The organism is Catalinimonas alkaloidigena (assembly GCF_029504655.1).
Taxonomy (GTDB): domain Bacteria; phylum Bacteroidota; class Bacteroidia; order Cytophagales; family Cyclobacteriaceae; genus Catalinimonas; species Catalinimonas alkaloidigena.
Map to the genome: position 1 here is coordinate 684,847 of NZ_JAQFIL010000001.1, position 24,638 is coordinate 709,484.

The 24,638-nt window shown below is 40.6% G+C and carries 36 protein-coding genes and 1 pseudogene; 28 read left to right on the forward strand and 9 right to left on the reverse strand.

The window, feature by feature from the left end; translation table 11 throughout:
• Positions 1-62: 62 nt before the first annotated feature.
• A complete protein-coding gene (locus OKW21_RS02825; protein WP_277477060.1) occupies positions 63-1,982 on the reverse strand; it encodes a DUF4114 domain-containing protein in 1,920 nt (639 codons plus the stop codon).
• Between the two features lie 253 nt (positions 1,983-2,235).
• Between OKW21_RS02825 and OKW21_RS02830 the strand changes: the two genes are divergently transcribed.
• A complete protein-coding gene (locus OKW21_RS02830; RefSeq protein ID WP_277477063.1) occupies positions 2,236-3,177 on the forward strand; it encodes an alpha/beta hydrolase in 942 nt (313 codons plus the stop codon).
• A gap of 39 nt (positions 3,178-3,216) precedes the next feature.
• On the opposite strand, the gene OKW21_RS02835 is transcribed toward OKW21_RS02830, so the two are convergent.
• The 3 genes and pseudogenes from OKW21_RS02835 to OKW21_RS02845 form a co-directional block, all read right to left on the reverse strand.
• Positions 3,217-4,209, reverse strand: a complete 993-nt coding sequence (locus OKW21_RS02835; protein ID WP_277477070.1) for a HEPN domain-containing protein — start codon at positions 4,207-4,209, stop codon at positions 3,217-3,219.
• 103 nt (positions 4,210-4,312) lie between these two features.
• Positions 4,313-5,554: pseudogene (locus tag OKW21_RS02840) on the reverse strand (IS3 family transposase).
• A 144-nt stretch (positions 5,555-5,698) separates the two neighbouring features.
• The gene (locus tag OKW21_RS02845; RefSeq protein WP_277477075.1) at positions 5,699-6,151 is read right to left on the reverse strand and encodes a helix-turn-helix domain-containing protein; all 453 of its coding nucleotides are present in this window, start codon (positions 6,149-6,151) and stop codon (positions 5,699-5,701) included.
• Positions 6,152-6,289: 138 nt separating this feature from the next.
• Between OKW21_RS02845 and OKW21_RS02850 the strand changes: the two genes are divergently transcribed.
• The 5 genes from OKW21_RS02850 to OKW21_RS02870 all read left to right on the forward strand — a co-directional run bounded on the left by OKW21_RS02850 (position 6,290) and on the right by OKW21_RS02870 (position 9,118).
• On the forward strand, positions 6,290-6,556 hold the full coding sequence (locus tag OKW21_RS02850; RefSeq protein ID WP_277477078.1) for a hypothetical protein: 267 nt from the start codon (positions 6,290-6,292) through the stop codon (positions 6,554-6,556).
• 438 nt (positions 6,557-6,994) lie between these two features.
• Positions 6,995-7,639 (forward strand): hypothetical protein, encoded by a 645-nt coding sequence (locus OKW21_RS02855; protein ID WP_277477080.1) that lies wholly within the window; start codon positions 6,995-6,997, stop codon positions 7,637-7,639.
• 4 nt (positions 7,640-7,643) lie between these two features.
• A complete protein-coding gene (locus OKW21_RS02860; protein ID WP_277477083.1) occupies positions 7,644-7,934 on the forward strand; it encodes a hypothetical protein in 291 nt (96 codons plus the stop codon).
• Positions 7,931-8,293, forward strand: coding sequence for a hypothetical protein (locus OKW21_RS02865; protein ID WP_277477086.1), 363 nt, complete (start codon positions 7,931-7,933; stop codon positions 8,291-8,293). Before OKW21_RS02860 ends, OKW21_RS02865 begins: the two co-directional genes overlap by 4 nt.
• Complete coding sequence (locus OKW21_RS02870; RefSeq protein ID WP_277477089.1) at positions 8,294-9,118, forward strand: hypothetical protein; 825 nt, start codon at positions 8,294-8,296, stop codon at positions 9,116-9,118.
• Between the two features lie 43 nt (positions 9,119-9,161).
• Here the strand turns inward: OKW21_RS02870 and OKW21_RS02875 are convergent, their stop codons facing one another.
• The 4 genes from OKW21_RS02875 to OKW21_RS02890 all read right to left on the reverse strand — a co-directional run bounded on the left by OKW21_RS02875 (position 9,162) and on the right by OKW21_RS02890 (position 11,812).
• Positions 9,162-10,121, reverse strand: coding sequence for a hypothetical protein (locus tag OKW21_RS02875; protein WP_277477091.1), 960 nt, complete (start codon positions 10,119-10,121; stop codon positions 9,162-9,164).
• Positions 10,122-10,275: 154 nt separating this feature from the next.
• Positions 10,276-10,635 carry a hypothetical protein gene (locus OKW21_RS02880; RefSeq protein ID WP_277477093.1) on the reverse strand — a complete coding sequence of 120 codons (360 nt, stop codon included), beginning with the start codon at positions 10,633-10,635 and terminating at the stop codon, positions 10,276-10,278.
• Between the two features lie 26 nt (positions 10,636-10,661).
• Positions 10,662-11,444, reverse strand: a complete 783-nt coding sequence (locus OKW21_RS02885) for a hypothetical protein (protein ID WP_277477095.1) — start codon at positions 11,442-11,444, stop codon at positions 10,662-10,664.
• A gap of 71 nt (positions 11,445-11,515) precedes the next feature.
• The gene (locus OKW21_RS02890) at positions 11,516-11,812 is read right to left on the reverse strand and encodes a helix-turn-helix domain-containing protein (RefSeq protein ID WP_277477097.1); all 297 of its coding nucleotides are present in this window, start codon (positions 11,810-11,812) and stop codon (positions 11,516-11,518) included.
• A gap of 126 nt (positions 11,813-11,938) precedes the next feature.
• Here OKW21_RS02890 and OKW21_RS02895 point away from each other — a divergent pair, with 126 nt between their 5' ends.
• The 21 genes from OKW21_RS02895 (at position 11,939) to OKW21_RS02995 (ending at position 22,966) form a co-directional block, all read left to right on the forward strand.
• Positions 11,939-12,424, forward strand: a complete 486-nt coding sequence (locus OKW21_RS02895; RefSeq protein ID WP_277477099.1) for a hypothetical protein — start codon at positions 11,939-11,941, stop codon at positions 12,422-12,424.
• Positions 12,425-12,427: 3 nt separating this feature from the next.
• Positions 12,428-13,243: a transglutaminase-like domain-containing protein gene (locus OKW21_RS02900; protein ID WP_277477101.1), complete on the forward strand. Its 816-nt coding sequence runs from the start codon at positions 12,428-12,430 to the stop codon at positions 13,241-13,243.
• Between the two features lie 9 nt (positions 13,244-13,252).
• Positions 13,253-13,777, forward strand: coding sequence for a hypothetical protein (locus OKW21_RS02905; RefSeq protein WP_277477103.1), 525 nt, complete (start codon positions 13,253-13,255; stop codon positions 13,775-13,777).
• 6 nt (positions 13,778-13,783) lie between these two features.
• The gene (locus OKW21_RS02910) at positions 13,784-14,116 is read left to right on the forward strand and encodes a hypothetical protein (protein ID WP_277477105.1); all 333 of its coding nucleotides are present in this window, start codon (positions 13,784-13,786) and stop codon (positions 14,114-14,116) included.
• A 2-nt stretch (positions 14,117-14,118) separates the two neighbouring features.
• Positions 14,119-14,982: a hypothetical protein gene (locus tag OKW21_RS02915; protein ID WP_277477106.1), complete on the forward strand. Its 864-nt coding sequence runs from the start codon at positions 14,119-14,121 to the stop codon at positions 14,980-14,982.
• Between the two features lie 36 nt (positions 14,983-15,018).
• The gene (locus OKW21_RS02920; RefSeq protein WP_277477108.1) at positions 15,019-15,678 is read left to right on the forward strand and encodes a hypothetical protein; all 660 of its coding nucleotides are present in this window, start codon (positions 15,019-15,021) and stop codon (positions 15,676-15,678) included.
• 57 nt (positions 15,679-15,735) lie between these two features.
• Positions 15,736-16,329 carry a hypothetical protein gene (locus tag OKW21_RS02925; protein ID WP_277477110.1) on the forward strand — a complete coding sequence of 198 codons (594 nt, stop codon included), beginning with the start codon at positions 15,736-15,738 and terminating at the stop codon, positions 16,327-16,329.
• 58 nt (positions 16,330-16,387) lie between these two features.
• Complete coding sequence (locus OKW21_RS02930; protein WP_277477112.1) at positions 16,388-16,798, forward strand: hypothetical protein; 411 nt, start codon at positions 16,388-16,390, stop codon at positions 16,796-16,798.
• A 12-nt stretch (positions 16,799-16,810) separates the two neighbouring features.
• Positions 16,811-17,314, forward strand: coding sequence for a hypothetical protein (locus OKW21_RS02935; RefSeq protein ID WP_277477114.1), 504 nt, complete (start codon positions 16,811-16,813; stop codon positions 17,312-17,314).
• Between the two features lie 29 nt (positions 17,315-17,343).
• On the forward strand, positions 17,344-17,655 hold the full coding sequence (locus tag OKW21_RS02940; protein WP_277477116.1) for a hypothetical protein: 312 nt from the start codon (positions 17,344-17,346) through the stop codon (positions 17,653-17,655).
• Between the two features lie 2 nt (positions 17,656-17,657).
• The gene (locus OKW21_RS02945) at positions 17,658-17,975 is read left to right on the forward strand and encodes a hypothetical protein (RefSeq protein WP_277477117.1); all 318 of its coding nucleotides are present in this window, start codon (positions 17,658-17,660) and stop codon (positions 17,973-17,975) included.
• Positions 17,976-17,992: 17 nt separating this feature from the next.
• Positions 17,993-18,970, forward strand: a complete 978-nt coding sequence (locus tag OKW21_RS02950; protein WP_277477119.1) for a hypothetical protein — start codon at positions 17,993-17,995, stop codon at positions 18,968-18,970.
• Between the two features lie 68 nt (positions 18,971-19,038).
• On the forward strand, positions 19,039-19,224 hold the full coding sequence (locus tag OKW21_RS02955; RefSeq protein ID WP_277477121.1) for a hypothetical protein: 186 nt from the start codon (positions 19,039-19,041) through the stop codon (positions 19,222-19,224).
• Positions 19,225-19,230: 6 nt separating this feature from the next.
• On the forward strand, positions 19,231-19,665 hold the full coding sequence (locus OKW21_RS02960) for a hypothetical protein (RefSeq protein WP_277477123.1): 435 nt from the start codon (positions 19,231-19,233) through the stop codon (positions 19,663-19,665).
• 4 nt (positions 19,666-19,669) lie between these two features.
• Positions 19,670-20,377, forward strand: a complete 708-nt coding sequence (locus tag OKW21_RS02965) for a hypothetical protein (RefSeq protein WP_277477125.1) — start codon at positions 19,670-19,672, stop codon at positions 20,375-20,377.
• A gap of 2 nt (positions 20,378-20,379) precedes the next feature.
• Positions 20,380-20,961 (forward strand): glycoside hydrolase family 108 protein, encoded by a 582-nt coding sequence (locus tag OKW21_RS02970; protein ID WP_277477127.1) that lies wholly within the window; start codon positions 20,380-20,382, stop codon positions 20,959-20,961.
• On the forward strand, positions 20,952-21,383 hold the full coding sequence (locus OKW21_RS02975; RefSeq protein WP_277477128.1) for a hypothetical protein: 432 nt from the start codon (positions 20,952-20,954) through the stop codon (positions 21,381-21,383). The genes OKW21_RS02970 and OKW21_RS02975 overlap by 10 nt, the downstream gene beginning before the upstream one ends.
• Positions 21,384-21,440: 57 nt before the next feature.
• Positions 21,441-22,061 carry a hypothetical protein gene (locus tag OKW21_RS02980; RefSeq protein WP_277477130.1) on the forward strand — a complete coding sequence of 207 codons (621 nt, stop codon included), beginning with the start codon at positions 21,441-21,443 and terminating at the stop codon, positions 22,059-22,061.
• Positions 22,058-22,291: a hypothetical protein gene (locus OKW21_RS02985; protein WP_277477132.1), complete on the forward strand. Its 234-nt coding sequence runs from the start codon at positions 22,058-22,060 to the stop codon at positions 22,289-22,291. The genes OKW21_RS02980 and OKW21_RS02985 overlap by 4 nt, the downstream gene beginning before the upstream one ends.
• Positions 22,291-22,668, forward strand: a complete 378-nt coding sequence (locus OKW21_RS02990; protein WP_277477135.1) for a hypothetical protein — start codon at positions 22,291-22,293, stop codon at positions 22,666-22,668. Before OKW21_RS02985 ends, OKW21_RS02990 begins: the two co-directional genes overlap by 1 nt.
• Positions 22,669-22,675: 7 nt before the next feature.
• Positions 22,676-22,966 carry a DUF4248 domain-containing protein gene (locus OKW21_RS02995; protein WP_277477137.1) on the forward strand — a complete coding sequence of 97 codons (291 nt, stop codon included), beginning with the start codon at positions 22,676-22,678 and terminating at the stop codon, positions 22,964-22,966.
• Between the two features lie 84 nt (positions 22,967-23,050).
• Here OKW21_RS02995 and OKW21_RS03000 read toward each other — a convergent pair whose 3' ends face one another.
• On the reverse strand, positions 23,051-23,284 hold the full coding sequence (locus tag OKW21_RS03000) for a hypothetical protein (RefSeq protein WP_277477139.1): 234 nt from the start codon (positions 23,282-23,284) through the stop codon (positions 23,051-23,053).
• A gap of 260 nt (positions 23,285-23,544) precedes the next feature.
• Between OKW21_RS03000 and xerA the strand changes: the two genes are divergently transcribed.
• Positions 23,545-24,387, forward strand: a complete 843-nt coding sequence (gene xerA / locus OKW21_RS03005) for a site-specific tyrosine recombinase/integron integrase (protein WP_277477141.1) — start codon at positions 23,545-23,547, stop codon at positions 24,385-24,387.
• The last annotated feature ends 251 nt before the right edge of the window (positions 24,388-24,638 follow it).

Consider the following 24,638-nt stretch of genomic DNA (forward strand, 5'->3'; position numbering starts at 1 on the left):
GTAAAAATAAAAAAAACCGCCCAATTTGGGCGGCCTTAGTTTAGGTAGTTAATATTTTATGCTTAATGTATAGCTGTTAGTTTTGAGAGATCCACACTATTACTGTTGGTAGGCTCAAGGAAGAAAATCACATCATCGTAGTCCTTATCTCCCCCGGGCAAGCGAATATCTTCAAATGTAAGAATACCTAGCTGGTGATCTTCTGCTCTGAGCAGCAAACTTGCCTGACGATACTTTTCAGGCCGATCCGTATTTAAGTGCTTGCTGGTAAAATGTGTATATACCCCGGAAGTAACTTCAGAACCCTTCCATCCCGAAGTGATCAGGAAGAAACCTATAGCCGTACCTGCCTTTAAATCAGTTATACAAACTTTATCCCCTTTTCTTAAGCCCCCTCCTTTTCCCTCAGCAGAGGCATTAGCAAACAAGATCGTCATATTTTTGATCTCATCCTGTGTTGTAGGAGGATTGGAAGGATCATAAATATAGTAACCCAGTGTGTTTTTGAATAAAGTAGCTTCGCTATAAAATGTAATTTTAAGATCAGTATCTTCTTCAATGTAAAGGTCAGTAACTACATCATCAGCAAAATAACTGGGCTTTCTCTCAATAAGATTTTCTGTCTCAATAAAGTTATTGACAATCAGGTTTTCCAGTTCAGTGTCTATTTGAGTGGCCTTTTCACATAAATTTTTGGGGGTACCATCATCTTCCCACTCATCACCAGGGATATAGTCACCCTCTCCGGGATTGTAGTTTACGATTTCAATAATTTTTAGGCCGCCGGCACCGGTAGCTACGAACATGGCTTGCCCCTGGCTTTCCACATAATTTGCCGAAGCCTGAAACCCTACACTCCCAATCAGGCTTGTACTAGCCGAATGGTGTTCTGACAGGTACATTCCGGCAGCGCCATTGGCACAGAAAATTTTCTCCTCATTGACCGAAACACCATTGGTTACAATCATTTCATCCTCAATGCCTTCAATGCTAGGTAAGCCCATTTCCGACAGTATTTCACCAGTATGGAAATCAATGATTTTCAATCCTCCTTTACCTACGGGCAGGAAAATTTTATCATTCGTAATGTTCAAAATAGATTTGGCTTCAGGTATATCAGCCCCCCCCACATTATATCCATTGACATAGCTGTGATCTGCTCTACGATAGATTTTGACCCTTGCCGGTGTGCCCTGCATTACCGCGTAGTATTCATCATTGAAAGCGATAGAGCGGGCATCGTCCATGCCTGTAGCTGTAACTACTTCCAGTGTTTCTTTGTCAAGCACAGTAATACCACCATGTGAGCCTGAAGTAACATAAATGTGGTTATCTCGCACTTTTACATCGGTAGCTACAAAACTGGAAATATCTACCACCTGGCTTTCACTTTCCTCAGAAGATGGATAGTCTATAATTTCCAGCACCGCATTGGAGTTGAGGTTAAACTCTTCCGTATTTTCTGTAGCCCCGGCCAGGTAGATTTTCCCATCTGCATAAAATACAGAACTATAATCAGTATCATCCACCAGCATCTGGAAGATAAGAGAAGGAGCCTGAATATTACTGATATCAAAAACCTCTACACCCCCTTTGTACATAGGCCCTTCGGTATTGTAAGATACAAATGCTTTATCGCCATCAATGAATACGTGGGACGCTTTTAATATATTTCCGCCTGCCTCGGGAGCTTCTACCTCAGCACGCATGACTAGCACATAGTCTGAGCTTCCTGAAGTAATATTTTTTAATCGTGCATTATTGTGTGTGATATTCAAAGGAGCATCGTATAAGGAAAGCATCTCTTCGTACTCCGGAATGCGCACACGACTATTTAAATCAACTTCATTATTGTTGATATTGAATCTCTGATTGAGCTTTTCCTTTTCTATAGTATCCTCATTACATGCGTTAAATATCAATAGAGAGAATAGCATCAAGGGTGAGAGTATTTTATGCTTAATGTGCTTTGTCTTTTTCATATGATTGAATATTTACAATCCCACAATCAACTGTGTAGCACAAATGTAATAATTTTTATATTAATTATAAAATAATTATGAAAAATATAACTTAAATAAAAAATATTGTGAGAAATGATTGGAGTTAAGATAAGCTGAATTATAGCCTGTAAACACAATTAATTGCTGCTGATAAGCATAATTGCTAACTTCCCTTTGTAATTCAACTTTTACTACTCACCACAAGCGTTTACTAGCAACTCATAACTTACAGATGAAGAAGCCTGGAATAAAAAGAAGAAAATTCATTCAAAATACCTCCTTATTATTGGGTACAACCAGTTTAACTACCCTTACTACCATGATGCAGGAAAATGAGCCACGCGACCCGAATCCCCCTTATCTGGGTGAAGAAATCAATCTTTGGGAAGATGAATCGCCTAATAATGGAAGTCATAAAAATTACCGTCCTAAGCTCAGGTTGTATTATCCTTCCCTGAAACGAAATTTGTACGAGAATAGAAAATTTCCAGTAGTGCTGATTTGTCCGGGAGGGGGATACCATGTGCAGGCGCATCATGAGGGGCAGCCTTTCGCGCAGTTATTTGCTCTGCATGGTATAGTAGGAGCAGTACTTACTTATCGTGTACATCCTGACCCCTATCCGGGAGCTTATGCCGATGCTACCCGAGCCATGCGTATCCTTCGTTCCAAAGCAGATCAATATCAATTGGATGCGAAGAAGGTGGGGATCATGGGCTTCAGCGCGGGAGGTCATCTGGCTTCCACTGTGGCTACGCAACCGGAATTGTATAAAGAACCCGAAGATGATTTGGTAGATCAATTTTCTGCCCGTCCTGAGAAAGTGATTTTGGGATATCCGGTGATTTCCTTTGAGGAGCATGCTCACCAAGGTTCGGTAAAAGCGCAGTTAGGGGAGAATCCTGATCCGCAGATGATGGAACAACTGTCCAATCAAAAACAGGTTACGGCTGATACCCCTCCTGCTTTTCTCTTTCATGCGGCGGATGATGGGGGAGTACCAATACAGAACAGCCTGATGTTTGCCAATGCCTGTGTGGAACATGAAGTGCCGCTGGAATTACATGTCTTTCCCAAAGGCGGACACGGTATGGGTATGGCTTTGGATAATCCCAGCCTAAGCATCTGGTCAGAAAACCTGATGAACTGGATGGGAGATTGGAAGTTGGGGTAGGTTTACTATGTCTTTTTGATTTAGGGGATGTTTTTATTTTTATGAAAAAACTAAAGAAGTGAGCCATTCATCTAACATATTATTGTCTTGTAAAAAATACTCTGAATCAGTATTTATTATCTTTAGTAATAAAATGCGAGTTAACTGATCTATCTCTTTTGAAATATTAATCAATTTTTCTCTTGACTTAAATTTTGAACCTAAATGTTGACCGTGGACAAATTTTGATCTAATTGTATAAGCAGTCTTTATTAGCTTAAAAGTATCTATCTTAGTTTCAAATTCTGATGCTAAATAATAGCTTATTCGTTCTGAGACTTTGTGGGTAACTTCAGAATTATCAGTCGTAAATAGAGTTTCAAAAATTGCTACATAAAATGAGATTTTTAGTGGTAAAAAAGAGTTAGATCGAGCTAGAGATAAAAACATTAATGCCCTATCAATTCTGTTGCGATCATTGTAAGGAATATAATGCATGCTGCCTAGAGTGGTTTGAGCATTATTAACAGGTTTGCTTTCAATGAACTTTTTTGCATCAAGTCCTTTATTCATTAAAGAAGCAGCTTTATGAAATATGGAATATGCATTTGCTAGCTCTTCGTATGAAAATTTTGTGTTTGTATATTCACCGCTTGCATTGCTATTAAAAATATTTCTGTATCTCGGATATGCATTATTTTCCTCTATGTTATAAGTATAAAGTGTATCAGCATTAGATGAACAGTCTTTTATAAACCATAAACACATAAAAAAGAATTGTACATGTTCATGCTTAATTTCAGAAAGTTTAATGTCACTATCTACTTTTAATTGTTTAAAATAATAAGAGCTATCTGCTTTAGAAAGCAAAAAAGGGTTGTTATCCAGCGAATAACAGGATTTTAGTCCAATGTTTGTTACAAATGTTTTGTTTTGAATTTCTTTTCTAAGGAGAGTTTTGTCATTTGAAATGATAAAATCTTCAACTTTAAATCCATTTGCTGATTTTTCAATTTCAAAAAAGACAGTACTACAAACTAATTTGATTTCCATAGTGAAAAGGGCTTTATGAGAAAGTAAAATAACTCTTTATCAATCTTTTCATTACAAACTCATGACTAGTCCTAAAATAGGTTGACACTTTTTAGTGTTAAAATTAAGACCACTGGAGATATTCTTCAATGGCATTTTGATGTACAAATTCAGGTGTTTGATACCCTAAACTTAAGTGTGGTCTTTCATGATTATACGTTTTTATGGATTCGTCTATGACTTGGGAGAGTTCATTGAAGGTGTTACACTTATGAAGTAAGAACTCATCTTTTAAAATTCCATTCACTCTTTCAGCCAGTGCGTTCTGATAACAATCATATCCTTCTGTCATTGAGGGTATCATTTTGTTTTTTCGTAGTTCCTTCTGGTATACTTCTGAGCAATACTGTAGCCCCCTGTCTGAATGGTGGATAGTATTCTGATCACTCATTTTGTTACTGACAGCCTTTTGAAGAGCTTTTACTACATTTTCACTACTCATGTCCTTGCTGAGATGATACCCCATAATTTTTCTTGAATAGACGTCGGTGACCAGCGATAAGTAATGTATCCCTTCCGATGACTTCACATAGGTTATATCACTGACAAAACAACGCTCCGGCTTGATAAACACCTTGTCCTGATACAAGTTAGGGTATTTTTTGAGCCAATGTTTGGAGTCAGTGGTTTTGGTATACTTCTTCCTGGGTTTTATCAACAAACGCTCTTGGCGCAAGTAAGAAAACAGCCCATCTCTACCAATCTTGACGCCCATAGTATCAAACGCACCGGAAAGCAAGGTACAGTTTCCTGGTACCTATGCGAGGCATACGTCTACGCGTATCAACTACTAATTCTTTTACCTTCAGCAGTACTGATGTACGCCGGGTATATCGTCTCTCTCCCTGATAGATAGCCTGACGGCTTACCCCGAACAAACTACAAGAGGATGCCAGGCTTACTTGGCGCTCTTGCTGGAGTTCTCTTGTTGCCCGGGGGAAAACTTTTTTCGGATCGCCGTCCCATATTCTTTATCAGAGATGTCGATCATCCTATTCAGAATCAGGTTTCTGGCCTTCTCATCGGCCAACTCCTTCTCTAAACGCTTAATCTGCTGGGCAGGAGTTTCTTTGGATTTAGGCATAGGATGCATGTTGTGTGAAGGTTTACTCCAATCTAGCTTCCCATGCTTTCTTAACCAAACTAAAACTGTGCTCCTTCCCTGAATACCATATCTCTGCTGGGCTTGTTTATAGCTCAGTTCGCCTTTTTCTACCTGATCTAATACCGATAATTTAAAGCCCAGTGTATAGTCCCGTTGCGTGCGCTTTTTTTGAGATTCTTCTGCATTTTGATGTCTTTTCATAAATAAGTCAAGCTTCTGTCAACTTATTTTAGGACGAGACATCAAAATAAAAAAAGCCTGAAACAAGGATCATCCTGCTTCAGGCTTTTATGTGTGCGCACGAGAAGATTCGAGCATCCCATGCTAACTAGTTGATTTATAGCCTCATTGTAGAGCGTATCGTACAGGGGTCACTGAACCAGAGATTACTTTTGGTAAACTCTCGGCCAAAATATCAATGACCTCATCCTTTCCCGAAGTTACATTATTCAGTAAATTCTGAAGGTATTCTTTATCCTTACGAAGCTCAGCAATAACGTTTCTCATCATTTGCTTTTCAATGTCATCTCCGAACGTGCCATTATCCATAGGCTTACTGGAAGAAGGATCTGAATCAAAGTTAGGTTCCTCACCTCCTTTTGTAAGCCAATCTACAGTGACATTACATAAATTGCTGATATTGACAAGAACTTCTATGCTAGGCTTACTTTTACCAGTTTCATAGTTTCCTACACCACTAGTTGTAATACCTAAAAGTTGAGCTAGCTTTTCCTGGCTCAAGCCGTTTTTTTTTCTGGAAAAACGTATTCGCTTTCCCAGATTATCTAATCCATCCATAACTTTTATTGATATTTTATATACCATTGGTTGTAAAATACACTAACAGTTGTATATTTGCTCATATCTTGTTACAAGATAACTACTATTAGTTTATTCTACAAGATATTATCATTTACAGTTGTAAATAATTGGGATATGCCAACACCTTATGAGATAGAGATGTGTAAAAGGATTTTGAGGGATATTGAACCACATATACCACTAAGGCACTACGTCAAACCAGTTCAAAGGATAATAGAGAGAAAAGGTTTGGAGGTCCCTAACAAGTTTAAAATCCAAAATGTAAGACACGGACGGGTATACGACTTAGATATAGTCTTAGCATTATCTGAAATAAGTAAACCAAGAGATGAGAAGGGGGAACGGGTACCAAGAAAAAAGTATAAGATAGATGAAAAATAGGGTAGGGGGTGAAAATAAAAAGCACTCCCAATTGATGAAAGTGCTTTCTGGTACTTTAAAACTTTAATAAGTCTCAAACCACAAGATTTTAAGACATAATCATCCACAATAAAACACCTTAAGAATGAAAATCATTAAGCCACCTTAATCATTCATGACCATATAGAACTCCCTAAAATCAGTGACTCGCAGCCGGTTTAAAATTGCTTGTAACTGGTTCTGAGGTAAGTCCGCAATGGCGGCATTAATACTGCGGAATTTGCTCCCAAGATAGCAAAAAATTCCGAGAAGAGAATCTTATTGTCCTAATAGCAGCATAGCTATTTTTTTCAGGATTGACTTAGTTTTCCATTAAGCCCAAACTATGTTTTCAACATAAGTTCTCTACCCTTTATACTTTCTTACTTTAAAACTTTAATAAGTTAACTAACGCAAACTATGCCTAATAAAAAATTTGAACTAGCTCCCTACGATACCGATAATGCCACCTATATGCAAGTGATCAGATTTCTGAACGGAAAAGTGATACCAGGATACAGCAAAAAAGTAGGTTTTGACGAAAATGTAGATCCTACCAATACGCTGACCAACTTCATTTTGAGAATGTATGTGAAAGGCTATCTGAGACCCAGCAAAAGAATTACCCCGGTTAAGGAAATTGAATATAAACTGAATCAACCACCCTATACCACCATTGTCACCTGCACCTACAAAATGCCTTATTTGAACCCTGAATATTTACGAGATAAAAGACTTAGTAAATGGCTCAGTGGATTCTATGATGCCATAGAGAGAGGACAACCCAAAGAGCATATTGAGCGAAACTTTCACCGACAAGGAAGAGCCTCAGAAGTGGACAAACTAGATTCTAATGTACATGCCTTTCTGAATCCCAGGCATCTGTTACAGTACTGCATAGAATTAATAGAAAAGAATGAGTATCCTATAGGACACATTATCCATTTCTATCAGAACTGTAAAAACAAGTATTTCAGCAGGATAGATACCCGAAAGTTTGACAATGAGATGTTTAACCGGACTCAGAACCTGGCGGAAGAAGCAGCTCTGAAATTCAAATTCTGATACTATGCACTACCTGGATGTTTACATACAATCGGTAAGGATCAAAAACAGAGTGCGGCTACAACCTCTAGCCGACCAGAATATTCCTCTACTTTTTGTATCAGCATCCAGGAAGTCTCGCTTACAGTGGCCGGTAGGTACCATTTTCAAGGCAGACCTGGTACTGGTCAAAAAGGAGAAGATCAAGAATTTCTATCGCTTGCGCAAAGGTCAAAAGCTGGAAAGAGCCATAGAATACTTTGATCATAACCTACAGCTGCAGCAAAATGATTCTTCCAAACTAGAGCAAACATGAACAACCCTAGCATGAAATATATCTGGCTGGAAATATTTCCTGAAACTGATAGTGAAGGTAGATACAATCCCCGGTTAATGGCCTGCCATACCTGTAATGAAAATGACTTCTTATTGGCATTGAACAAGCTGTTGGAAGCTCATGATATCAATATAGGCGAGTTAGTCAATGAATATGCCTGTGACAGTATAGAACATATGTTGAGCAATGACCTATTGAAAAGAGGTGCTTATATGCCTTTTATCAATGACAAACTTTCCCACCGCTACTACCTCACCAAGTTTATCACTTATGTTGCCTGGAAAGCCAAGGGCTTCTTACAAATCAATGATCAACAGGTCCGTAAAATCTATTTTTGAATGACAAAACTCTACGAAAAAGCAGCCGATTCGCTTTTCTCTCTTCCTCCCATCCTGATTGGATTCTTTGCCATATTTGGTTATTTAATTTTTGAATCGCAAGCGCTGATTAGTGGCTTACTACCTGCTGAGATGGGTGATTTATCCAGAGAGGTAGCTGCTGGCTTTCTCGCCGTAGCCATCCACCTGATGATATTGCTCACTGCAACCAACAGCAAACTGGTAAGTCATGCATTTACTATTTTCTATGCTTTTTGCTCCTATGGAATTACGGCTCTCTTCTTTGATGCCTTTGAGTTTACGGGTAAGAGTAACAGAGCTATCTTTTCAGCGCATCTGTTTTCAATCCTTATTGCCAGCATCAATTATCTGGTTGTATATCTTTTGGTGGGTAAATATTATGAAGTGAAAGACAATCGCTCAGCTGTAGAAAAACTACAAGAGGCTAACGAACTGCTATCGCAAAGGGAGGAAACCATCAGGCTTCTCAACGAAACGCTTACGAAAACGGAACGGCAGCTAACGAGCTTCCAACAAGAAGCAACCAAATCCAACGAAGCGGTTACCAAGCTTAACGAAGAATTACAAAAGGTGAATCAGGAGCTTACAAAATCCAAAGAAGCAGCTACCACTTACTATCAGGAATGCAGTGAAGCCAACGAACAGAAGCAAAGTCTTGAACAAAAGCTTCTTCAAGCCCAACGGATTTTAAAAGACCAGAAAGACAAAATCTTCAGAGCCTACGAGAAACTATACTGCCCCCACTGTGAATCCACCTTTACTAATGTCAATGCGCATAATGTACATAAAAGGATTTGCAAATGAATGAAGTATCTCTAGTTAGCTTATTATTTTGATTTTTTTCTAGTTAGTTGGGCATTTGCTCTTTGACACTTTCATAAGCCATTTCCAAATGATTCTCTGATATTTGCCCTCGAGTTCTTGTTGCAAATTGTTCAGTAATATAGAGAATACGCCCATCATGTGAGTCTATTAAGCAGTAAAGATATAATGGTGTACTACTTTGTCCCACTCCTGTAGGTATAACGATTGGGTATACAAACCCCTTCTTATGAGTAGTAATGATTTCAATCGCATTCTCGTCATTTGATGATTGGTATTGATATCCATACATTTCTTTCAGACTTCCATCATTGATTACTGACTGTAGACTAGAAGTAACGACTTTTTCATAAAGTATTAGGTTTCTGTCTTGTAATTGCATGGAACGTTTAGAAATTTCTTTCTTAAACTTTGATTTTTTATCAATTCCATTATTGGTATAATCAAATAACTGATTTTTAAGATGTTGTATCATAAATGTCATTGATACCTCGGGTAAGTCAACTAAAGGTATTGCAGAACGAACTATGGCTTTTTTAGGTTTACCACCCCATACAATCATAGCATATGAGGTAATATCATTACCAAATGCGCCACTAAAGTAATTACCTGTTCCAGTGCTCATTCTGTAATTAGCAACAGAAATTTTGTCTAAGATACAGTACTCTGGATTTTTGCTTTTTTTTATTTGCTCTGCCCTTTCAGGGCTTACAAATTCAAAATTCTTAGAGACATCCCACTCTCTTTCTATAACTGTCTTTAACATTGAGTTATACTTCGTAATGCTCTCTTTGTAAGACTTTAACTCTTCTGGTTTATCCTTGAGTTTTTTAAGTTCCTTGGTATCTTCCGTCATAAGAACGACAGCTAAAGTTGTTTCAGATACCTTGTCAACGTATTTACCATTCATTGGAACATACTGAGCAAACACTTCAAAATTGTTTACAACTATTGATAACAAAACGAATAAGAAGAACTTTTTCATTAATTATGAATTTAGTATTGCATTGAAAAATGCAAATAAGTATGTAATTATTTTTATTTTTCAATAATCAATTCACAATAACTTACCGTGTAATTTTTGATAGATATAACCAGTGAGAATTAAGAGTAAATACCTATCCTTTAAATATCAATTTCTATTTCAATCTTTTTACATTTTCCTTTTTCAAAACTAAGCTCCTAATTAACACCACCCCGCCCAATAGTGCACCTCCAATGATCAGAGGTTTAGGTATATCTCCGAAGCCTGCAGTCATAGAAGAGGCATCTGCAATGTTGGGAGTATTGTGTGCTCTGTTAGCAATGCGAGCTTCTCTTGCTTGCTGAACTGAGTATGTGTTTCCTGAATTACTTCTTACTGAGTCCCGAATGATCACTCCTTGCTCATTGGTCACATAGCTTTTTGGGGCATAAGGATCGTAATTACGCACACGAGGATCATAATCACTGGATCTGTTAAGTGATCCTAATTGCTGAAAATCATATTGATCTATCATTATTGTATTCTTTATAGTTGAGTATATTATTTGTCGTTACGCTTAGCCATTTTCTTGATAAGTACCAATCCCAGCAGTCCAGCCCCTATGTAGATAGCTTTTTTGGAATCTATATCTCCAAACGCAGCCATCATAGGGTTTGAAGTAGGTCTACCTCCTTCCACTTCCAATTGGCTGTACTGCATCATCAGACTTAGGGTAGCCGAATCACCATTGCTTTGCTGGTATTGGGCAATGATATTTTGCAGCTCTGAATATTGAGATTGGGTAAGTACAAAGCCCTGTTCCTCAACTTGTTTAGCCAAATCTTTAAACTCATTTAGATAATAGGTGGCCTGCATCCTTTGGCTATTTTCTTCCGGAGTTTCTGCTCGGGTTGCCCTTTGTCCTGACTGCCCGGTAGTGACTTGTCGGGGAGCATTGGGATCATGTTCTACCCCACTTCTACCCGTAGTCTTGGTCACAGTACTCGTACTACTCCTGCTACCTCCGCTTGAAGAGGTGCTACCACTAGCAGCATTTCTGCTGGAAGATGAACTACTGTTTGAACTTGTAGCAGGCGCAGAAGCAGTCCTATCCTGAGCCTGATTGACTACCTGTACCGCTCTGGAAGTAGCGTCTCTCAAACGGTCCAGAAAGGAAGTACTGGTAGCACTTGACCTGCTGGTAGAAGAACTTCCGGAACGAGAACTAGTACTGGAAGAAGTTCTGCTTGTGGAACTACCAGCGGATCGGGCATTGGAATAGGAAGTGGACCGGGTGGCTCCCAGCTTATCCGGATTTTGATTGAACTCTAGCTGATCTATCATATGTACAATATTTACCTGGTTGTTGGTGGTTGCTCATGGTTGTAATGGGCCCATGGGCTAATCTTACATTACTAACAAGCTAACTTTGTGTTATTCCAAGAGCTATTCAATTCATAGTCTGCGATATCTTCCAGGCTTCGGGGAGAAAGGGAGTAGGTATTAAAAAAGGCGGAAACTATTTCAGAATCAAGCAGTTCGTATCTTTTTTGCTCAATACCTTGCACCCGGTTCATTTTTCTTTTCAGCGTGGCCTCACTAATTCCCAAACGGTCAGCTAACTCCTTTCTGCTTACAAATCTTCGCAAATATATCCTCATCATGCTTTTATGGTTTTTGCTTTTTTTAAGAAATATAGAGAGCCCAAACATTAAAAATTTGTCAAAATCCCCAAAAAGTCGACATGGTACAGCTTAGTGCTTCATAGTCGGTCAGGCAGTTGGATGAAAGCCGGAAAGCCCCCAGTTTTGGGACATAACAAGCCCAATACAGGTGCTATGAACAAGTCAAATTTTGCATTATTATCGGCAGGTTTGGTTGCTGCCGGAGGTTACTACCTCTACCAACTCAAAGCAACCGGGGAGGCGCTGGAAACCGTCACTGATATCAAGCTCCATAGCCTTAGCATGGACCGTGCAGTGCTCAAAGCCCATGTGAAGCTGATCAATAAAGGCACAACTACGCTTAGAATAGAAAATCCCGATGTGGAAGTGTTTTATGTCCTTCCTAAAGGAAGCCAAAAATCAATATTAGTCACCAAACCAAAGGATCAAACCATAGTGGTAAAGCCTGGCGGAAGCAATGAGTTTGACTTGTATTTAGAGACCTTATCCAAAGCTGAGCTACTCTCTATTGTCGGGCAAAGCAAAGCTTTACAGCTGATCACCTCAGGCTTAACTTTCTTAATGAAGACCAAAGCCAAAGTGAACTACTTCATTCCCATTGAGGAAGAAGAACCCATAGTGCTCAAATTATTCAAATAGGTTATGCAATCAGCCAAAAGACAAATACTTCCAGGGGCCCAGTATGATATGTACTTTGCTAAGCCCAAAGGACTAAGGCAGATCATTGTCAAATCCGGAGGAAGTGTTGAGGAAACCGTAGCCCTTTGCAAAAAAGTAGTGGCAGAAACTTTATCTGAGACCAAAAAGATTGCCCCTCTCTTGAAAGGAGAAACTCGGGAGCAAACGGCTAAAAACATATGGGAGTTCATTGTGACCTATATCCAGTATCAGTTGGATAACCGGGCAGAAGATGTAGGCTCAGTAGAAAGAGTGAGAACCCCAGCCCGTACCTGGCATGACCGAAAAATGGGAGCAGATTGTGAGGACTATTCTATCTTCATAAGTTCAGTATTAACCAATCTGGGGATTCCTCACTCTTTTAGGATTACCAAGTACAATGGTAAATCTCACTGGCAGCATATTTATGTGGTGATTCCTTATGAATCTGAAAGAGGAAGTCGTGGATACATCACCTGTGATCCGGTGGTAGACTACCGCTTCAATTATGAAGTGCCTTACAGTCAGAAGCGGGATTATGAGATGCCTGTATCCGTGAGTAAGGCAGGTTTATCAGGAACATCCAGTAATGCTCTCTGCTGTGCTGGAGGTATTGATGCCGCTGAATTTAGTGAGGAAAATCATCTGTCGGGCTTGCCAGCAGTGAGACTGCCTTTGTATCCTAAAAGAACACTTAGTGGGTTCAATGCAGGTATACTAAAAGCATACGCTACGCCTAAAAACATGGCGATTGCTGCAGGGGCAGGTATGCTGCTTTATATCTTTTTCAAAAGAAAATAATCATTTAATATGAGCAATATAGATCAATTAGAGTTTGCTACCAGCTTTTCAGGTTTGTCAGGTTCATCCAAAGCTTCCCATGTGGCTGAATGGTGGAAAATCATTTACCCTCAGGGGAATTATGCTACTCCTGAATCCCTGGCAGATCGCACCAAGTCAAGTTTGGAATATGTAAGCAGACAAAAGCAGGCTGATCATCCCCTGTATAAATATGCCGGATTATTGGCTAAAGGGTGGAATACTGCAAGAGCAGCCATTGTCTCTGATATCAAAGCCAACTGGACTTATATCACCGGAAAATCAGGCAGTGCTCCTTTACCCAATGGAGGCAATGTACAAGCTACATCTGCCCCCAACATGAATAGTGCTCCCGTGAGTTCTACCAGTTCTACTACATCAGTGCCGGCAGTACCTACCAGCACAGGAGTTTCCACTACTTCTGAAGTGGAAGGATTTAAGAAGTATCTCACGACTAAGAACATGATCATTGGTGGCGTGGCTACAGCAGCCATTCTCTATTTCGTGCTTAAATAATTATTCATGAATATTGATAGTAAAGAATTTCAATCCTTAGGGAGAGTAGCCAGATCTTCAGCGGACATTATCTCTGACATTGATGCTGATATTGATGCCTGGGCGAATAGCGAGTCAGCTGCTTCTAGCAATACCAAAAGTGGTGGGAATTGGTTGGATACCGTTACCAAAGCCACCACCACTGCAGCTGATCTGTTTAGCAAGTACACCCAATCCAAAACGCCTACGGTAACCCAAAATCAGGTATCAAGTTCTGCTACCCCCTCATGGTTGCTGCCGGTGGGGCTGGGAGCAGCAGGCCTGATTCTATTGATCGCTTTTGACAGCAAGAAAAACTAATCATGCAAATACAACTATTATCAGGAGTAGCTGAGTCTAAAGGATTACGAGAATACAGCACCACTGCTGTAAACGCTGATCCTAATCAGCTCAAAAGATTAGGAGTGCTTATCGGGCTCAAAATAGATTGGAATAAAACTGCCGATATGTTGCGGTGGGGTTATCTCAAAACGGAGAGCTTAAGAGGTAGAGGGCTTAATGATAGACAAATCATGAGTCTTAAAAGCAAGCTTAACCGTGCGGAAGCAGAATATACCAAGCTGGGAGGCAACCGTAAAGACTTTGCCAAAGCCATTGTAGAAGGTTTTGGTAATCGAGACTATGCCGTAAGGGTTGATTATGATGCCCTCGGAGAAATCTCTATTAGAGCTGAAGAAAGAATACTGCTTACTTCCCCTGCGCAACTGATTGCTGATCTTAAAGCAGGTGTTTCAACTACTGGGTTAGGCAATCCTGAAAGTAATGCTAATGCGGATGCTTTTGCCAAAGCTGGTAGTACACTTTCCAAGATTTCAGAGATTGCCTCAGGGGTTTCAAGTATTACGGGGTCTCTTGCTACCATCACGCAGAAAGAGGATAAGGTCAATGCCAGCATTGATGAACCAGCTACTACACAACAAGCAGGCATGGGGTCATGGATAGATACCCACCGAAAGAAACTGCTGGCAGGAGGAGCATTACTATTTGCCGGTCTTTTCATTACTCAAATGAAGCATGCCGATGGTGATCCGGGAAGCAACTCTCGTTCAAGAAGCAGAAAGTCTGGTGCTAAGAAAACTACAAAGCCTAAAAAAAGGCCTGTGAGCAGGAAACGACCAGCTAAGAAAAAGTCTACTTCATCTTTAGGCATAATACCACTTCAATAATTCACTCAATCAAATATCTAAATCAATTCATTTCCAATGAGAAAAAAGAGAAATACTGCTGCTGTAGCTACCAGAGGTGCTAAGAAAATAGGCAGCCGTTTGGGCAATACCGCTCTTCTGTTGCTGCCGGCAATTGCGGGTGGTGCTGTAGGTGCAGGTATCGGACGTAACAGCTTTTTAGCTGGATTCGCTTTGCTGGCTTCAGCCAATCATTTTAAATGGCCGGAGTGGACCAAAACCATGGCCGTAGGTATGGCAGTCAATGGTGTGGCAACCACCAAACCGGTTACAGAGTCACAAAAAGTAGCCGAAGTCACTACTGATAGCGCTACTGTGTCAGGTTTCCTTCCCTCAGGTCTGATAGAGGACAACTTCAAAGAACGGGGAGAGCAGTACTTGAAAAACATCATGCTCAATGCCTACATAGACAAAATCCCTATGGTCAATAAAATGGTTGGCCTTGCCGGTATTGAGTCAGAAAGCATGTTTGCTCCTAACAAATCGGCAAAGATCAATCTGAAACCTCATCAGCGACAGGAACTCAATCGCCTGATTGCAGAAATGAGCAGTGTATCAGGAATTGATCAGACTGAATTTGCCGATCGTACTACTGAGCTCAGCAGTATGGGAAGCATTGATCAGTATGCTTTTGAAGAATCATCGGTAAGAGCCTTTGATCGCAGAAGAGCCTCATAAGGAATACCACAATAACTCAATCAATAATCAATTAACATCTAAATCAGAATCAAAAAAATGGGATTGCTAACTCAAATTAAAACCTCTCGTGAGCACTTCATTGAGCAAGCGAAAGCTTCACAAAACCCCGACATTAGAAAAATTGCTGAGGCGGTGGCTGCTGGCCGTTCCCGACTGGCTGACTTTGCTGCATACGCTATTGTAGATGGCAGTACTAAAACCATGATCCGCTTCTTTGAATCTCAGGACAAAGAAGAGATCGGTATCAAAAACATTGCTACCGCACGCCTGGAAAAAGGCGAAGTCTTTATGGCTACTTCTATTGCCATTCTTGCCAAGACAAGTGTAGAGGCTACTTATGATGAGGAAGCCATGTCCAAACTCAAATTCGGTATGGTAGATGATATTCCCGGACTTGCCAATGGAGAATGGGAGTTTGAAGTGAACAACTCCATCATTGTTCCCAAATCTTCCATGCAGATGTTTGTGACTACTGGCTTTAATGTTCCGCTGGGAATTTGTCCTCTGACCAATCCTAAGATCCTGGAGGATAACGTTCCATTGTCATTGACCATTGAAACCAAAATTGCGCTTCCGGCAAAAACTGCTTTGAAAGCGATTCTTTACGGAACAGTCGCAGTACCTGCTTAATACTCTGGTAAAAAGACGGATACATACCCCGTCTTTTTACCCTATTATTTATTCAATCATGCAACAAGAGCAATTAGAAAACTATAAAGTAGCCTATAAGACCTTCAAGTTTGAAGCTGTAGAAGATGGCCTTGCCAGAGGAACCAATTTTGAACTGGATAAAAACACGGTCTTTGTTACAGGCTTTCAGTTGGGTTCAGACAACAAAAGTAAGCTGAACTTCAGAGGATCATTGGGCCTGCGCATTGGAGGAGATACGCTACTAGAAAATGGTACACCCTGTCAGCTGTTTGTCTCTTCAGTAGGCGTACCGGTAGAAAAGCGTTTCTTCCCGCTAGGTGAAGTAAAGCCAGGCAACTACAAGGTGGAGCTCAACTTCCAGGATGAAGACAATGCCATTGCTCCCTTTGAAGCTGGGTATACCGTCTATATTACTTTTGCTTATTTACTTCCTAAAGAAAATCTCTAAAGAAAAGCTGTAATGCTGAGACACAAAGTGCTGCATAGAACCTTAGCAGGAGGTAAAGAAAAAGAAACCAAAAGAAGGTTGCTTGCCAAACGTATCCGGATAGAAAGCAAAGGGGCTTACAAAGTAGCTACTATGGATATTGATGGCTGCAAAGTAGTGGGAGCCTACATTGTACCCATGGTGTATGTAGATCAGCCGATCAAGACTTTCAGAAGATTCTACGGCATAGGTGCAGCAGGACAAAACTCAGCATCATTTATAAACTCGCTCAACCGTGAACTGATCCAGAGCAAGATAGGTCAGGTATCCGTAAGTGCAGGATTGAATGAGCATATCTATATCGCTCAACCGGTAGAGGCTGGTTTACCGCTGCTTTCCTATGGGGGTCTATCCGGTGGGTTTAAATCACCCATCATCGTAACAGTGACTGATCCTCAAACAGGATCTGCTATGGATTACTATCTCTTTGAAAGTGTAAATGATAATCTGGGACAAACGACTATTGAAATAGAATAAGGAAATAGAATAAGTTGAAATAGCATAACATGATACCCTTCTTAGGAGAACTATCGCTTCAGTCCAGAGACACATCAGACCTCTTTTACCAACACCAGGTGGAAGCAGCTTTCATTACTTATGAAGTAGAAGGTGATCAGTTGATAGATACCCCACATATCAACGGTTTTGATGCGGATACCGAATTGGACTATCCACTTGTTGAAAGCCTTCCCGATCTGGAAATGATACCGGTGGAACTGGAAGCAGGGAACCAGGAAGTAAAAATCATGTACCGGGATGCTGAACAATTTGGATCTCAATATGAAGTCATTGTCTACCTACTGATTGAAGAAGAATAAGAATGGATGCTACACTACTCAAAGAACTTATTGCGCAGCGGATTGCTGAAAAGGGCTACTCTGTCCAAAAGAGCCAGATTGTATACCGGGATATTGCTCTACCTGCTAAAGCAAGCAAAGAATTTAGAGCTTACAACCAATTATGGATACTCATTGATGATGTAGCAGGAATCAAAATAGAAAGCAGCTACGGCATGTATAACCTTTCCAACATTGTAGCTGATGAACAGCAGCACGAACACAGCGACCAGATCACGATTGAAAACCTAACAAGCCAAGCGGTACAGATCAAGATGTATCAGATAATTCTAAAAAAATAACTCAACACTATTAACCCATGACTACCCAGGAAAACCATACCCTTCAAAAATATTCGCATGTGGTAGAGGACATCATGAACAACCGCTCTACCTCCCAGATGCTGAGAAAAAACTACCTCATAGACAATGGGGTGGAAAAAGTAGCCGAAGATACCATTTATGGATTGCGCCAGATGGTAGCGAAAAAGAAGGCTGAATTAAGACGTAAAGGTCTAAATGGGATTGATGCCCAAGATATCACTGCTCCTAATTCAGAGGTAGTAGGAAGCCTATCAATGACTAATGCTGGTGGCTACAAGCCTCAGCAACCGATGACCACCTCTTCTACTGGACCAGCATATGCTGATGAAAGACCTGCTCCCAATTACATGCAGGCACCTGTCTCGGATATGCAGGCCCACGTACAAAATGCTGAGCTAAGAGCTGAAATCCGTTTTTTAAAGCATCAACTTTCAAGTACTGAAAAAGAGCTTGGCAAACTCCAAAATGAAGGTCTGGGCAATACCAACCTCAATACCGAGCATATCTTTTTAAAAAGGGACTTCTCAGACCTGCAAAAGCAATATGATGAGGCCAAAAAGAAGCTGGAAAGCTTAGAACCAGAGTATGAAGATCTCAAAGAAGATGCTAAAACATGGGCCAAGCTGGAAAAAGCAGCTACGCTTATTACTTCTCAGCCACAGATGTTCATCTCGGTCTTATCGGCTATCAATCCGGTAGCAGGTAGAAATGCAGCCAGTGCTTTGGCAGGCATGTCGGGAGAGCAGCAGCAGTTGCCGGCAGGATCACAGACTGCCATGCAGATCGCCCAGGCCATAGACCAGGCTTTCAACCAGGATGAGCAACGACAGCTGGCCCAAATCATCAATCATTGCGCAAGCCGCAAAGAACTTGTCACTGAGCTTGCCTATATGTTGCAACGCCGATTAGAAGAGATTGCCGCCAAAGCAGAAAAGCTTACTGCTGAAGGCTCCGAAAACGCTGAAATGATATAGATCCCGGCTGCTCCACAGCGGAACAAGCCACTGTGGAGCAGCCCGGGATGACAAAAAAGAAAAAACCAATGGCAGATTTTAAAATGGAAATCCTTGTAGATGCGAAAAGCAAGGAGGAAGCACTCAAACTCAAAGGTATCATTCTGGAAATGTACCAGGATTATGGTACCGAAGGCTTAGTGGGCTTGTACCAGCTAGGCAAAAGCCCGGCTGGAAAGATGTTCACGAGCAAGTTCAAAAAGAAGAAAAAGTAAGCTGCTATGCTCCCGCTCATCGCATCACAATTAGCAACCAAAGACAATATGAATAGTCTGGGAGAGGCTCTGTCTACTGTAGGCAAAGTTGGCTTAGGAGTGCTGGTAGCAGGGGGAACTTTCATGCTTTTACGCTCTGGTTACCGTAAGCTGACAGCAGACTTACAGGACGATAAAGCTACTGAAATAGGTACTCCTGCATATTATGCCGCCCAAATTGGCAAAGCCATTCATACCGGAGATGTATGGTGGGGATGGCTGCAGGATGACGATGAAGAGTACCTCTACAACATCCTGCGGGAAATCCCTTCCGGGACATGGGAAAGAGTTGAGATTGCCTTTAGACAGCTCTTCAATAATAAAAGCCTGACGAGCGAGCTTTTGCGTGCCCTTTCTACTTATGAGTACACCAAAGCACTTTCCATCATCAACAGCAAATAGGAAAATGAAGAGAAATAGAAAAGGACAAAAATTAACAACGGGAAAAATCATCATGTATGCCGCCGGGGCAGGAGCTATTCTGGGTACTGGCTATGTGAGTTACAACTTCTTGCGAGACCTGAATTTTGGCTCAGTGAAGACTAGTGAAGATTTTCCCAATGGCAGTGGCTCTACAGCACCTAACGGTAACACCGGAGTAGTTGGCCCGAATGCTACTTCTTCTTTGCCCAAGCCCACCTACCACGATGCTTTTCCTTTGGAAGTAGGAGACAGGAACTGGTATGTGCAGCAAATGCAGTTGGCCCTCATCAACCACGGAGGCAAAACCAAAGACTTGATTGAACAAAGTGGAGGAGCGGATGGCGCTTTCGGTCAAGGTACTTTGAATGCTTTGGTGGCTGCCCGATACATTGGAGTCCTGGATCAATATTTAGGCGCCAGAGTCACTGATGTTACTTATGAGCGAATCCTCAATAAAGGATCACTATCAGGACTTTCCGGTCTGGGCTACGCTCCTAAAGTGGCGATTACCACCCAACAGACTTTCATGATTAATGCTGACTCCATTAACCAGGCTGATCCCCAGGCCTATCCGGTACAGCAAGGAATTCTGCTGGGCTATCTGATGGATGAAAGTAAAGGCTTATCCAGGATACAAACCGAGCAAGGAGATATTTTCTATACCGTTTCTTCAGGCATTAAAGTAATCTAATCATGAGTTTTGAAACAGCATTTACCCACCTGATGCAATTTGAAGGCAATTATGCCCATGTAAAAGGAGATATGGGAGGTGAAACCTATAAAGGCATTGCCCGCCGCTTTCACCCGCATTGGAGCGGGTGGGCAAGCATTGATAAATACAAAACCCAGCACGGACCACTAAAAAGGAATCACTACATCCCTGATCCGGAGCTGGACCAGAAGGTAAAAGCATTTTATCTGGCAAATTACTGGCATGAGATCTACTGCAGCAAAATTGCAGATGAACGAGTGGCTCACTTCATGTTTGACTTTTATGTGCATAGCGGTCATGTAGGCATGAAAATAGTCCAGCGTTGTGTGAATCAACTCCTAGACCGGGATGTACTCAAAATAGATGGCGTTATTGGCAAAATAACGCTCAACTGGATCAATAAAATACCGGGAGAGTTACTCCATGATCTCATTAAAGAACGGAGACGGGACTTTTTAGAAGGACTGGCTTTGCGACCAGGACAGTCTAAATTCTTAAAAGGCTGGATGAGACGTGTTGATTCATTTCCAACCTTAACAGAAGATGCTGGATCATGGGTATAAAAAACATTCTAACCGGCCTCTTTTCAGGAGGACTTGCTGAAATCCGTCAACTGGTGGATGAGGTCACTACCAGCAAGGAAGAAAAGCTCAGGCTGCAAAATGAGATTGATAAGGTCTTTTATGGTCTGCAGTCTCAGTTATTTGAAGCAGATCTGAAGCGCTTCCAGGAATCACATGAGACTTTCAGAAAAGACGGGCAAATGCAGAAGGTCTATGCGCTGACCTTTCTAATTGCTTATGTAGGTTTATCAATCGTGATGCTTTTGATCATCACTCGCATGACTGATCTACAGGATTATGCGATATCATTGATATCTACTATTTGGGGAGGGATGTCGGTCAAAGTCAATACCATTACTGATTTCTTCTTTGGCTCTTCTTCGGGAAGTCAGCACAAAGATGATAGAATCTTAAAGAAATAAGTTTACCGAATGAGTTTTACTGCCCAGCTATCAACTTATTCCAAAGTGAATTCCTTATTGCGAAAGCTAAGAAGCAAGGGCTATAGGATATTTGATCGCCCCCTGGAGTTGAACCTCATCGCTGAGCGTAGCAATACGGTTCGCTCAGAAGTCATGGATGATAAACTGCACATGCTTTATAAAGACCTGGAAGGTAAGTGGGTACTCAAAAGCTATCAAGTGACCACTGATCCAAGTGCCTATTATATTGACAACCCGATTGTACCGCAAGGCTATGGGTTCATCAAAAAAGGACAGTGGCTAGATGTGTATTCTCTCGGCTATCATAAAGGCAGACCGGCACTCGTGCAGGTAAAACCTATGACCGTCATTAGAAATTATGCCTTGAAAGGTATTTTTAAAACCTATACCGGTACAGAAGAAACTGGAATCTTTGGCAATAACATCCATGATAGGAAGGGTAGCATGATCAATGCCTCAGCAGGTTGTGTGGTCTTTGCAAGAGACAATGACTATCAACAGTTTTTAAATCAATGCCAGGTTCATCGTAATCGCTATGGTAATGCATTTACTTTAAGCCTGTTGGATTTTAGAGACAATCATAAGACTCGCAATACCATGATTGCTGCAAGTCTGTTAGGTCTGGGAGGACTGGCAACCATACTATTCAAAAAATGAAGAAAAGCGATAAAGTAAGTCTAATCAGTGGCCTTGCCGCCATTGCAGGGGTATCTGTCCATGAATATCTAAAAAAGAAAAAGCTTATCAGTAAGCAGGTGAAGACGATCTATACCGTTACGCCAATATCATTGCTTTCTGCACTAGTTGCCAATAGCGTGATTCCAGAAGATGCTCCCCGGACCTATGATGATTACTTGCAAGAGGTAGCTCAAAAAAATATCAGATAATGGAAAGATATGTCCAGCTCAACTATGGAGAAAGTGGCACTTACTTCATAGGTGATAGTAAGACCGGAATCATTTATGCTGCCACTGGCCCCCTTGCTGAACTTAAGAAAAGATATCCTATTCAATTTGGTTTAGGGGCACTGGGAATCATTCCAGTGATAGTGGGAGCGGTAGCTGCAGTAACACCTGCAGTGATTGGTGCGGTGAATGCTTCCAAGAACCGTAAAGCAGCTGAAAAGGAAGCGGCCCGTCAGCAGGAAATGTTGCAGCAACAAGCCTACATGCAAACTTCAGCGCAGGCCAACCAACAGCAAATGCTAATGACAGTGGGTGGTTTAGGGCTAGCAAGTCTCTTAATGTTTATGCTTCTTAAATAACACTCTTATGACAAATCAAGCTTATCACTACTCTTCTCAGCACAACAGCAACTACCAGCAACATATAGAAAGGCAACAGAGACTTAAAGCGATTGAGTTTTCAGGGGAAGATGACTTCAAAATTAAGGCCTACACCAAATCAGAGTTAGCCGATATGTATGGAGTGCACGTCAATACCCTATCCAAATGGATAGACAGACATTTGCCAGCATTTGAAGAATTAGGCTACACCAAAACCCTGAAGATGCTTGATCCTGCTATGGTTAGGCTCTTCATAAGTATTTTTTCTACTCCCTAGGAAATAATGTCTTAAGAAATGAAAATTAAACTATTATGAATTTCAAGGAGTATATAGGTAGTCGGCCTTAATTGTGATGCTCTCCTACATTATATTATCCAAATAGTTTTGTACATAGGGCTGCAATTTTACAATCAGCATCTTGTCTTTTCCTAAAACACAATACCCATAATCATAGCAGTAATAATAAAGATGTCCTTGCTGTGTTTCATAACGACCGGTATAATAACCAAACTTAAATCCATCTTTATGCAGAATAGCTTTAGTTACTTTCCCTTTTCCATGTAAGCAATACTTTGCCAGAAGTTCCCTATTCATTTTCAGAGTTGTATTCACTTTTTTGATATAGGCTCTCTGATTTTTTTGATCCCTATTGTGATGAATAGATCTGCACTTGTCAGAACAATATATTTTATCTGCTCTGCCTTGAATGACTTTGTTACATGTAACACACTTTTTCATAACCGTTTTCAGAAAAACTAAACGTTTGTAAACGTATCATTTTTCTTCATCGCTTATAAACGTTTATAAACGCTTAGCTTACGACTACTATAAACTACTTTTTTTATCATAGTCCCATGAAGGACGTGAATGTGTTTTTATCGGTAGTAAGGCAAAAATTGGTCTTAAGAGGCTATAGTGTTAGTACCATTCAGGGTTACAGCCAAATGTTGCAACTCTTTGCCAATAGCTTTCCTGAAAGAGAATTAAGTACTGTTTCAGAAGAAGAAATAAAAAACTTCCTGCTTCATCAGGTTTCAAGTAGAAACCTTTCTCGTTCTTATCAGAACCAAATGATTAATGCCATTAAATTCTACTATGAACATGTTTTAGGCAGGCCCAGAACCTATTATAATCTGGATAGACCTAGAAAAGTATTCCGTCTTCCTATCGTGCTTTCACCAACAGAAGTTAAAAACATTTTATCTCAGGTAGATAATCTCAAGCACCAAGCAATACTTCAGACAATTTATGGATGTGGCCTTCGCTTATCAGAACTTATTCATTTAAGAATTAAGGACATTGATTCCCAGAGGATGATTGTAATTATAAAACATGGTAAAGGTGCCAAGGATAGGATAGTACCTTTATCAGAAAAACTACTTAAACTTCTTAGAAGATACTATTTAGCTTATCGACCTAAGGAATATTTGTTTGAGGGACAATTTGGGGGAAAGTATGGTAAAAGTAGTGTCCAACAGATATTGAGAAGGGCAAGGAAAGCAGCTGGAATCCAGAAAAATGCTACAGTCCATACCTTAAGGCATAGTTATGCAACACACTTGCTGGAAGCTGGTACCGATTTACGGTATATACAGGTACTCTTGGGGCATAATAGCAGCAAAACTACTGAGATTTACACACACGTAAGTAGTACACATATCAAAAGAATAAGTTCTCCTCTGGATGCTATTACTTAGTAAATGATTATCTTAGAGATTATCTATAAGTGAAACATGCACAATATGCATGTTCGGATGTTGATAGGCAATTCAATCATTTTCGGGGATCATTTTTCCTAATTTTGCCAGTAAGAAGATGGAGATTTCCTTCTGTAGGAGCGGGATGTATGTAGGGAGAAAATCTTTGATTTTGGCCCAAGTCTTCTGTCGGCTTTGCCGTTCAAACCGTGTTTGATGACGCTAAGACGTCAATGAAGACTTGAAGATAA

Coding starts and splice junctions, on each gene's coding strand:
- OKW21_RS02825 (WP_277477060.1), bottom strand. CDS start 1,982: ATGAAAAAGACAAAGCACATTAAGCATAAAATACTCTCACCCTTGATG.
- OKW21_RS02830 (WP_277477063.1), top strand. CDS start 2,236: ATGAAGAAGCCTGGAATAAAAAGAAGAAAATTCATTCAAAATACCTCC.
- OKW21_RS02835 (WP_277477070.1), bottom strand. CDS start 4,209: ATGGAAATCAAATTAGTTTGTAGTACTGTCTTTTTTGAAATTGAAAAA.
- OKW21_RS02845 (WP_277477075.1), bottom strand. CDS start 6,151: ATGGATGGATTAGATAATCTGGGAAAGCGAATACGTTTTTCCAGAAAA.
- OKW21_RS02850 (WP_277477078.1), top strand. CDS start 6,290: ATGCCAACACCTTATGAGATAGAGATGTGTAAAAGGATTTTGAGGGAT.
- OKW21_RS02855 (WP_277477080.1), top strand. CDS start 6,995: ATGCCTAATAAAAAATTTGAACTAGCTCCCTACGATACCGATAATGCC.
- OKW21_RS02860 (WP_277477083.1), top strand. CDS start 7,644: ATGCACTACCTGGATGTTTACATACAATCGGTAAGGATCAAAAACAGA.
- OKW21_RS02865 (WP_277477086.1), top strand. CDS start 7,931: ATGAACAACCCTAGCATGAAATATATCTGGCTGGAAATATTTCCTGAA.
- OKW21_RS02870 (WP_277477089.1), top strand. CDS start 8,294: ATGACAAAACTCTACGAAAAAGCAGCCGATTCGCTTTTCTCTCTTCCT.
- OKW21_RS02875 (WP_277477091.1), bottom strand. CDS start 10,121: ATGAAAAAGTTCTTCTTATTCGTTTTGTTATCAATAGTTGTAAACAAT.
- OKW21_RS02880 (WP_277477093.1), bottom strand. CDS start 10,635: ATGATAGATCAATATGATTTTCAGCAATTAGGATCACTTAACAGATCC.
- OKW21_RS02885 (WP_277477095.1), bottom strand. CDS start 11,444: ATGATAGATCAGCTAGAGTTCAATCAAAATCCGGATAAGCTGGGAGCC.
- OKW21_RS02890 (WP_277477097.1), bottom strand. CDS start 11,812: ATGTTTGGGCTCTCTATATTTCTTAAAAAAAGCAAAAACCATAAAAGC.
- OKW21_RS02895 (WP_277477099.1), top strand. CDS start 11,939: ATGAACAAGTCAAATTTTGCATTATTATCGGCAGGTTTGGTTGCTGCC.
- OKW21_RS02900 (WP_277477101.1), top strand. CDS start 12,428: ATGCAATCAGCCAAAAGACAAATACTTCCAGGGGCCCAGTATGATATG.
- OKW21_RS02905 (WP_277477103.1), top strand. CDS start 13,253: ATGAGCAATATAGATCAATTAGAGTTTGCTACCAGCTTTTCAGGTTTG.
- OKW21_RS02910 (WP_277477105.1), top strand. CDS start 13,784: ATGAATATTGATAGTAAAGAATTTCAATCCTTAGGGAGAGTAGCCAGA.
- OKW21_RS02915 (WP_277477106.1), top strand. CDS start 14,119: ATGCAAATACAACTATTATCAGGAGTAGCTGAGTCTAAAGGATTACGA.
- OKW21_RS02920 (WP_277477108.1), top strand. CDS start 15,019: ATGAGAAAAAAGAGAAATACTGCTGCTGTAGCTACCAGAGGTGCTAAG.
- OKW21_RS02925 (WP_277477110.1), top strand. CDS start 15,736: ATGGGATTGCTAACTCAAATTAAAACCTCTCGTGAGCACTTCATTGAG.
- OKW21_RS02930 (WP_277477112.1), top strand. CDS start 16,388: ATGCAACAAGAGCAATTAGAAAACTATAAAGTAGCCTATAAGACCTTC.
- OKW21_RS02935 (WP_277477114.1), top strand. CDS start 16,811: ATGCTGAGACACAAAGTGCTGCATAGAACCTTAGCAGGAGGTAAAGAA.
- OKW21_RS02940 (WP_277477116.1), top strand. CDS start 17,344: ATGATACCCTTCTTAGGAGAACTATCGCTTCAGTCCAGAGACACATCA.
- OKW21_RS02945 (WP_277477117.1), top strand. CDS start 17,658: ATGGATGCTACACTACTCAAAGAACTTATTGCGCAGCGGATTGCTGAA.
- OKW21_RS02950 (WP_277477119.1), top strand. CDS start 17,993: ATGACTACCCAGGAAAACCATACCCTTCAAAAATATTCGCATGTGGTA.
- OKW21_RS02955 (WP_277477121.1), top strand. CDS start 19,039: ATGGCAGATTTTAAAATGGAAATCCTTGTAGATGCGAAAAGCAAGGAG.
- OKW21_RS02960 (WP_277477123.1), top strand. CDS start 19,231: ATGCTCCCGCTCATCGCATCACAATTAGCAACCAAAGACAATATGAAT.
- OKW21_RS02965 (WP_277477125.1), top strand. CDS start 19,670: ATGAAGAGAAATAGAAAAGGACAAAAATTAACAACGGGAAAAATCATC.
- OKW21_RS02970 (WP_277477127.1), top strand. CDS start 20,380: ATGAGTTTTGAAACAGCATTTACCCACCTGATGCAATTTGAAGGCAAT.
- OKW21_RS02975 (WP_277477128.1), top strand. CDS start 20,952: ATGGGTATAAAAAACATTCTAACCGGCCTCTTTTCAGGAGGACTTGCT.
- OKW21_RS02985 (WP_277477132.1), top strand. CDS start 22,058: ATGAAGAAAAGCGATAAAGTAAGTCTAATCAGTGGCCTTGCCGCCATT.
- OKW21_RS02990 (WP_277477135.1), top strand. CDS start 22,291: ATGGAAAGATATGTCCAGCTCAACTATGGAGAAAGTGGCACTTACTTC.
- OKW21_RS02995 (WP_277477137.1), top strand. CDS start 22,676: ATGACAAATCAAGCTTATCACTACTCTTCTCAGCACAACAGCAACTAC.
- OKW21_RS03000 (WP_277477139.1), bottom strand. CDS start 23,284: ATGAATAGGGAACTTCTGGCAAAGTATTGCTTACATGGAAAAGGGAAA.
- xerA (WP_277477141.1), top strand. CDS start 23,545: ATGAAGGACGTGAATGTGTTTTTATCGGTAGTAAGGCAAAAATTGGTC.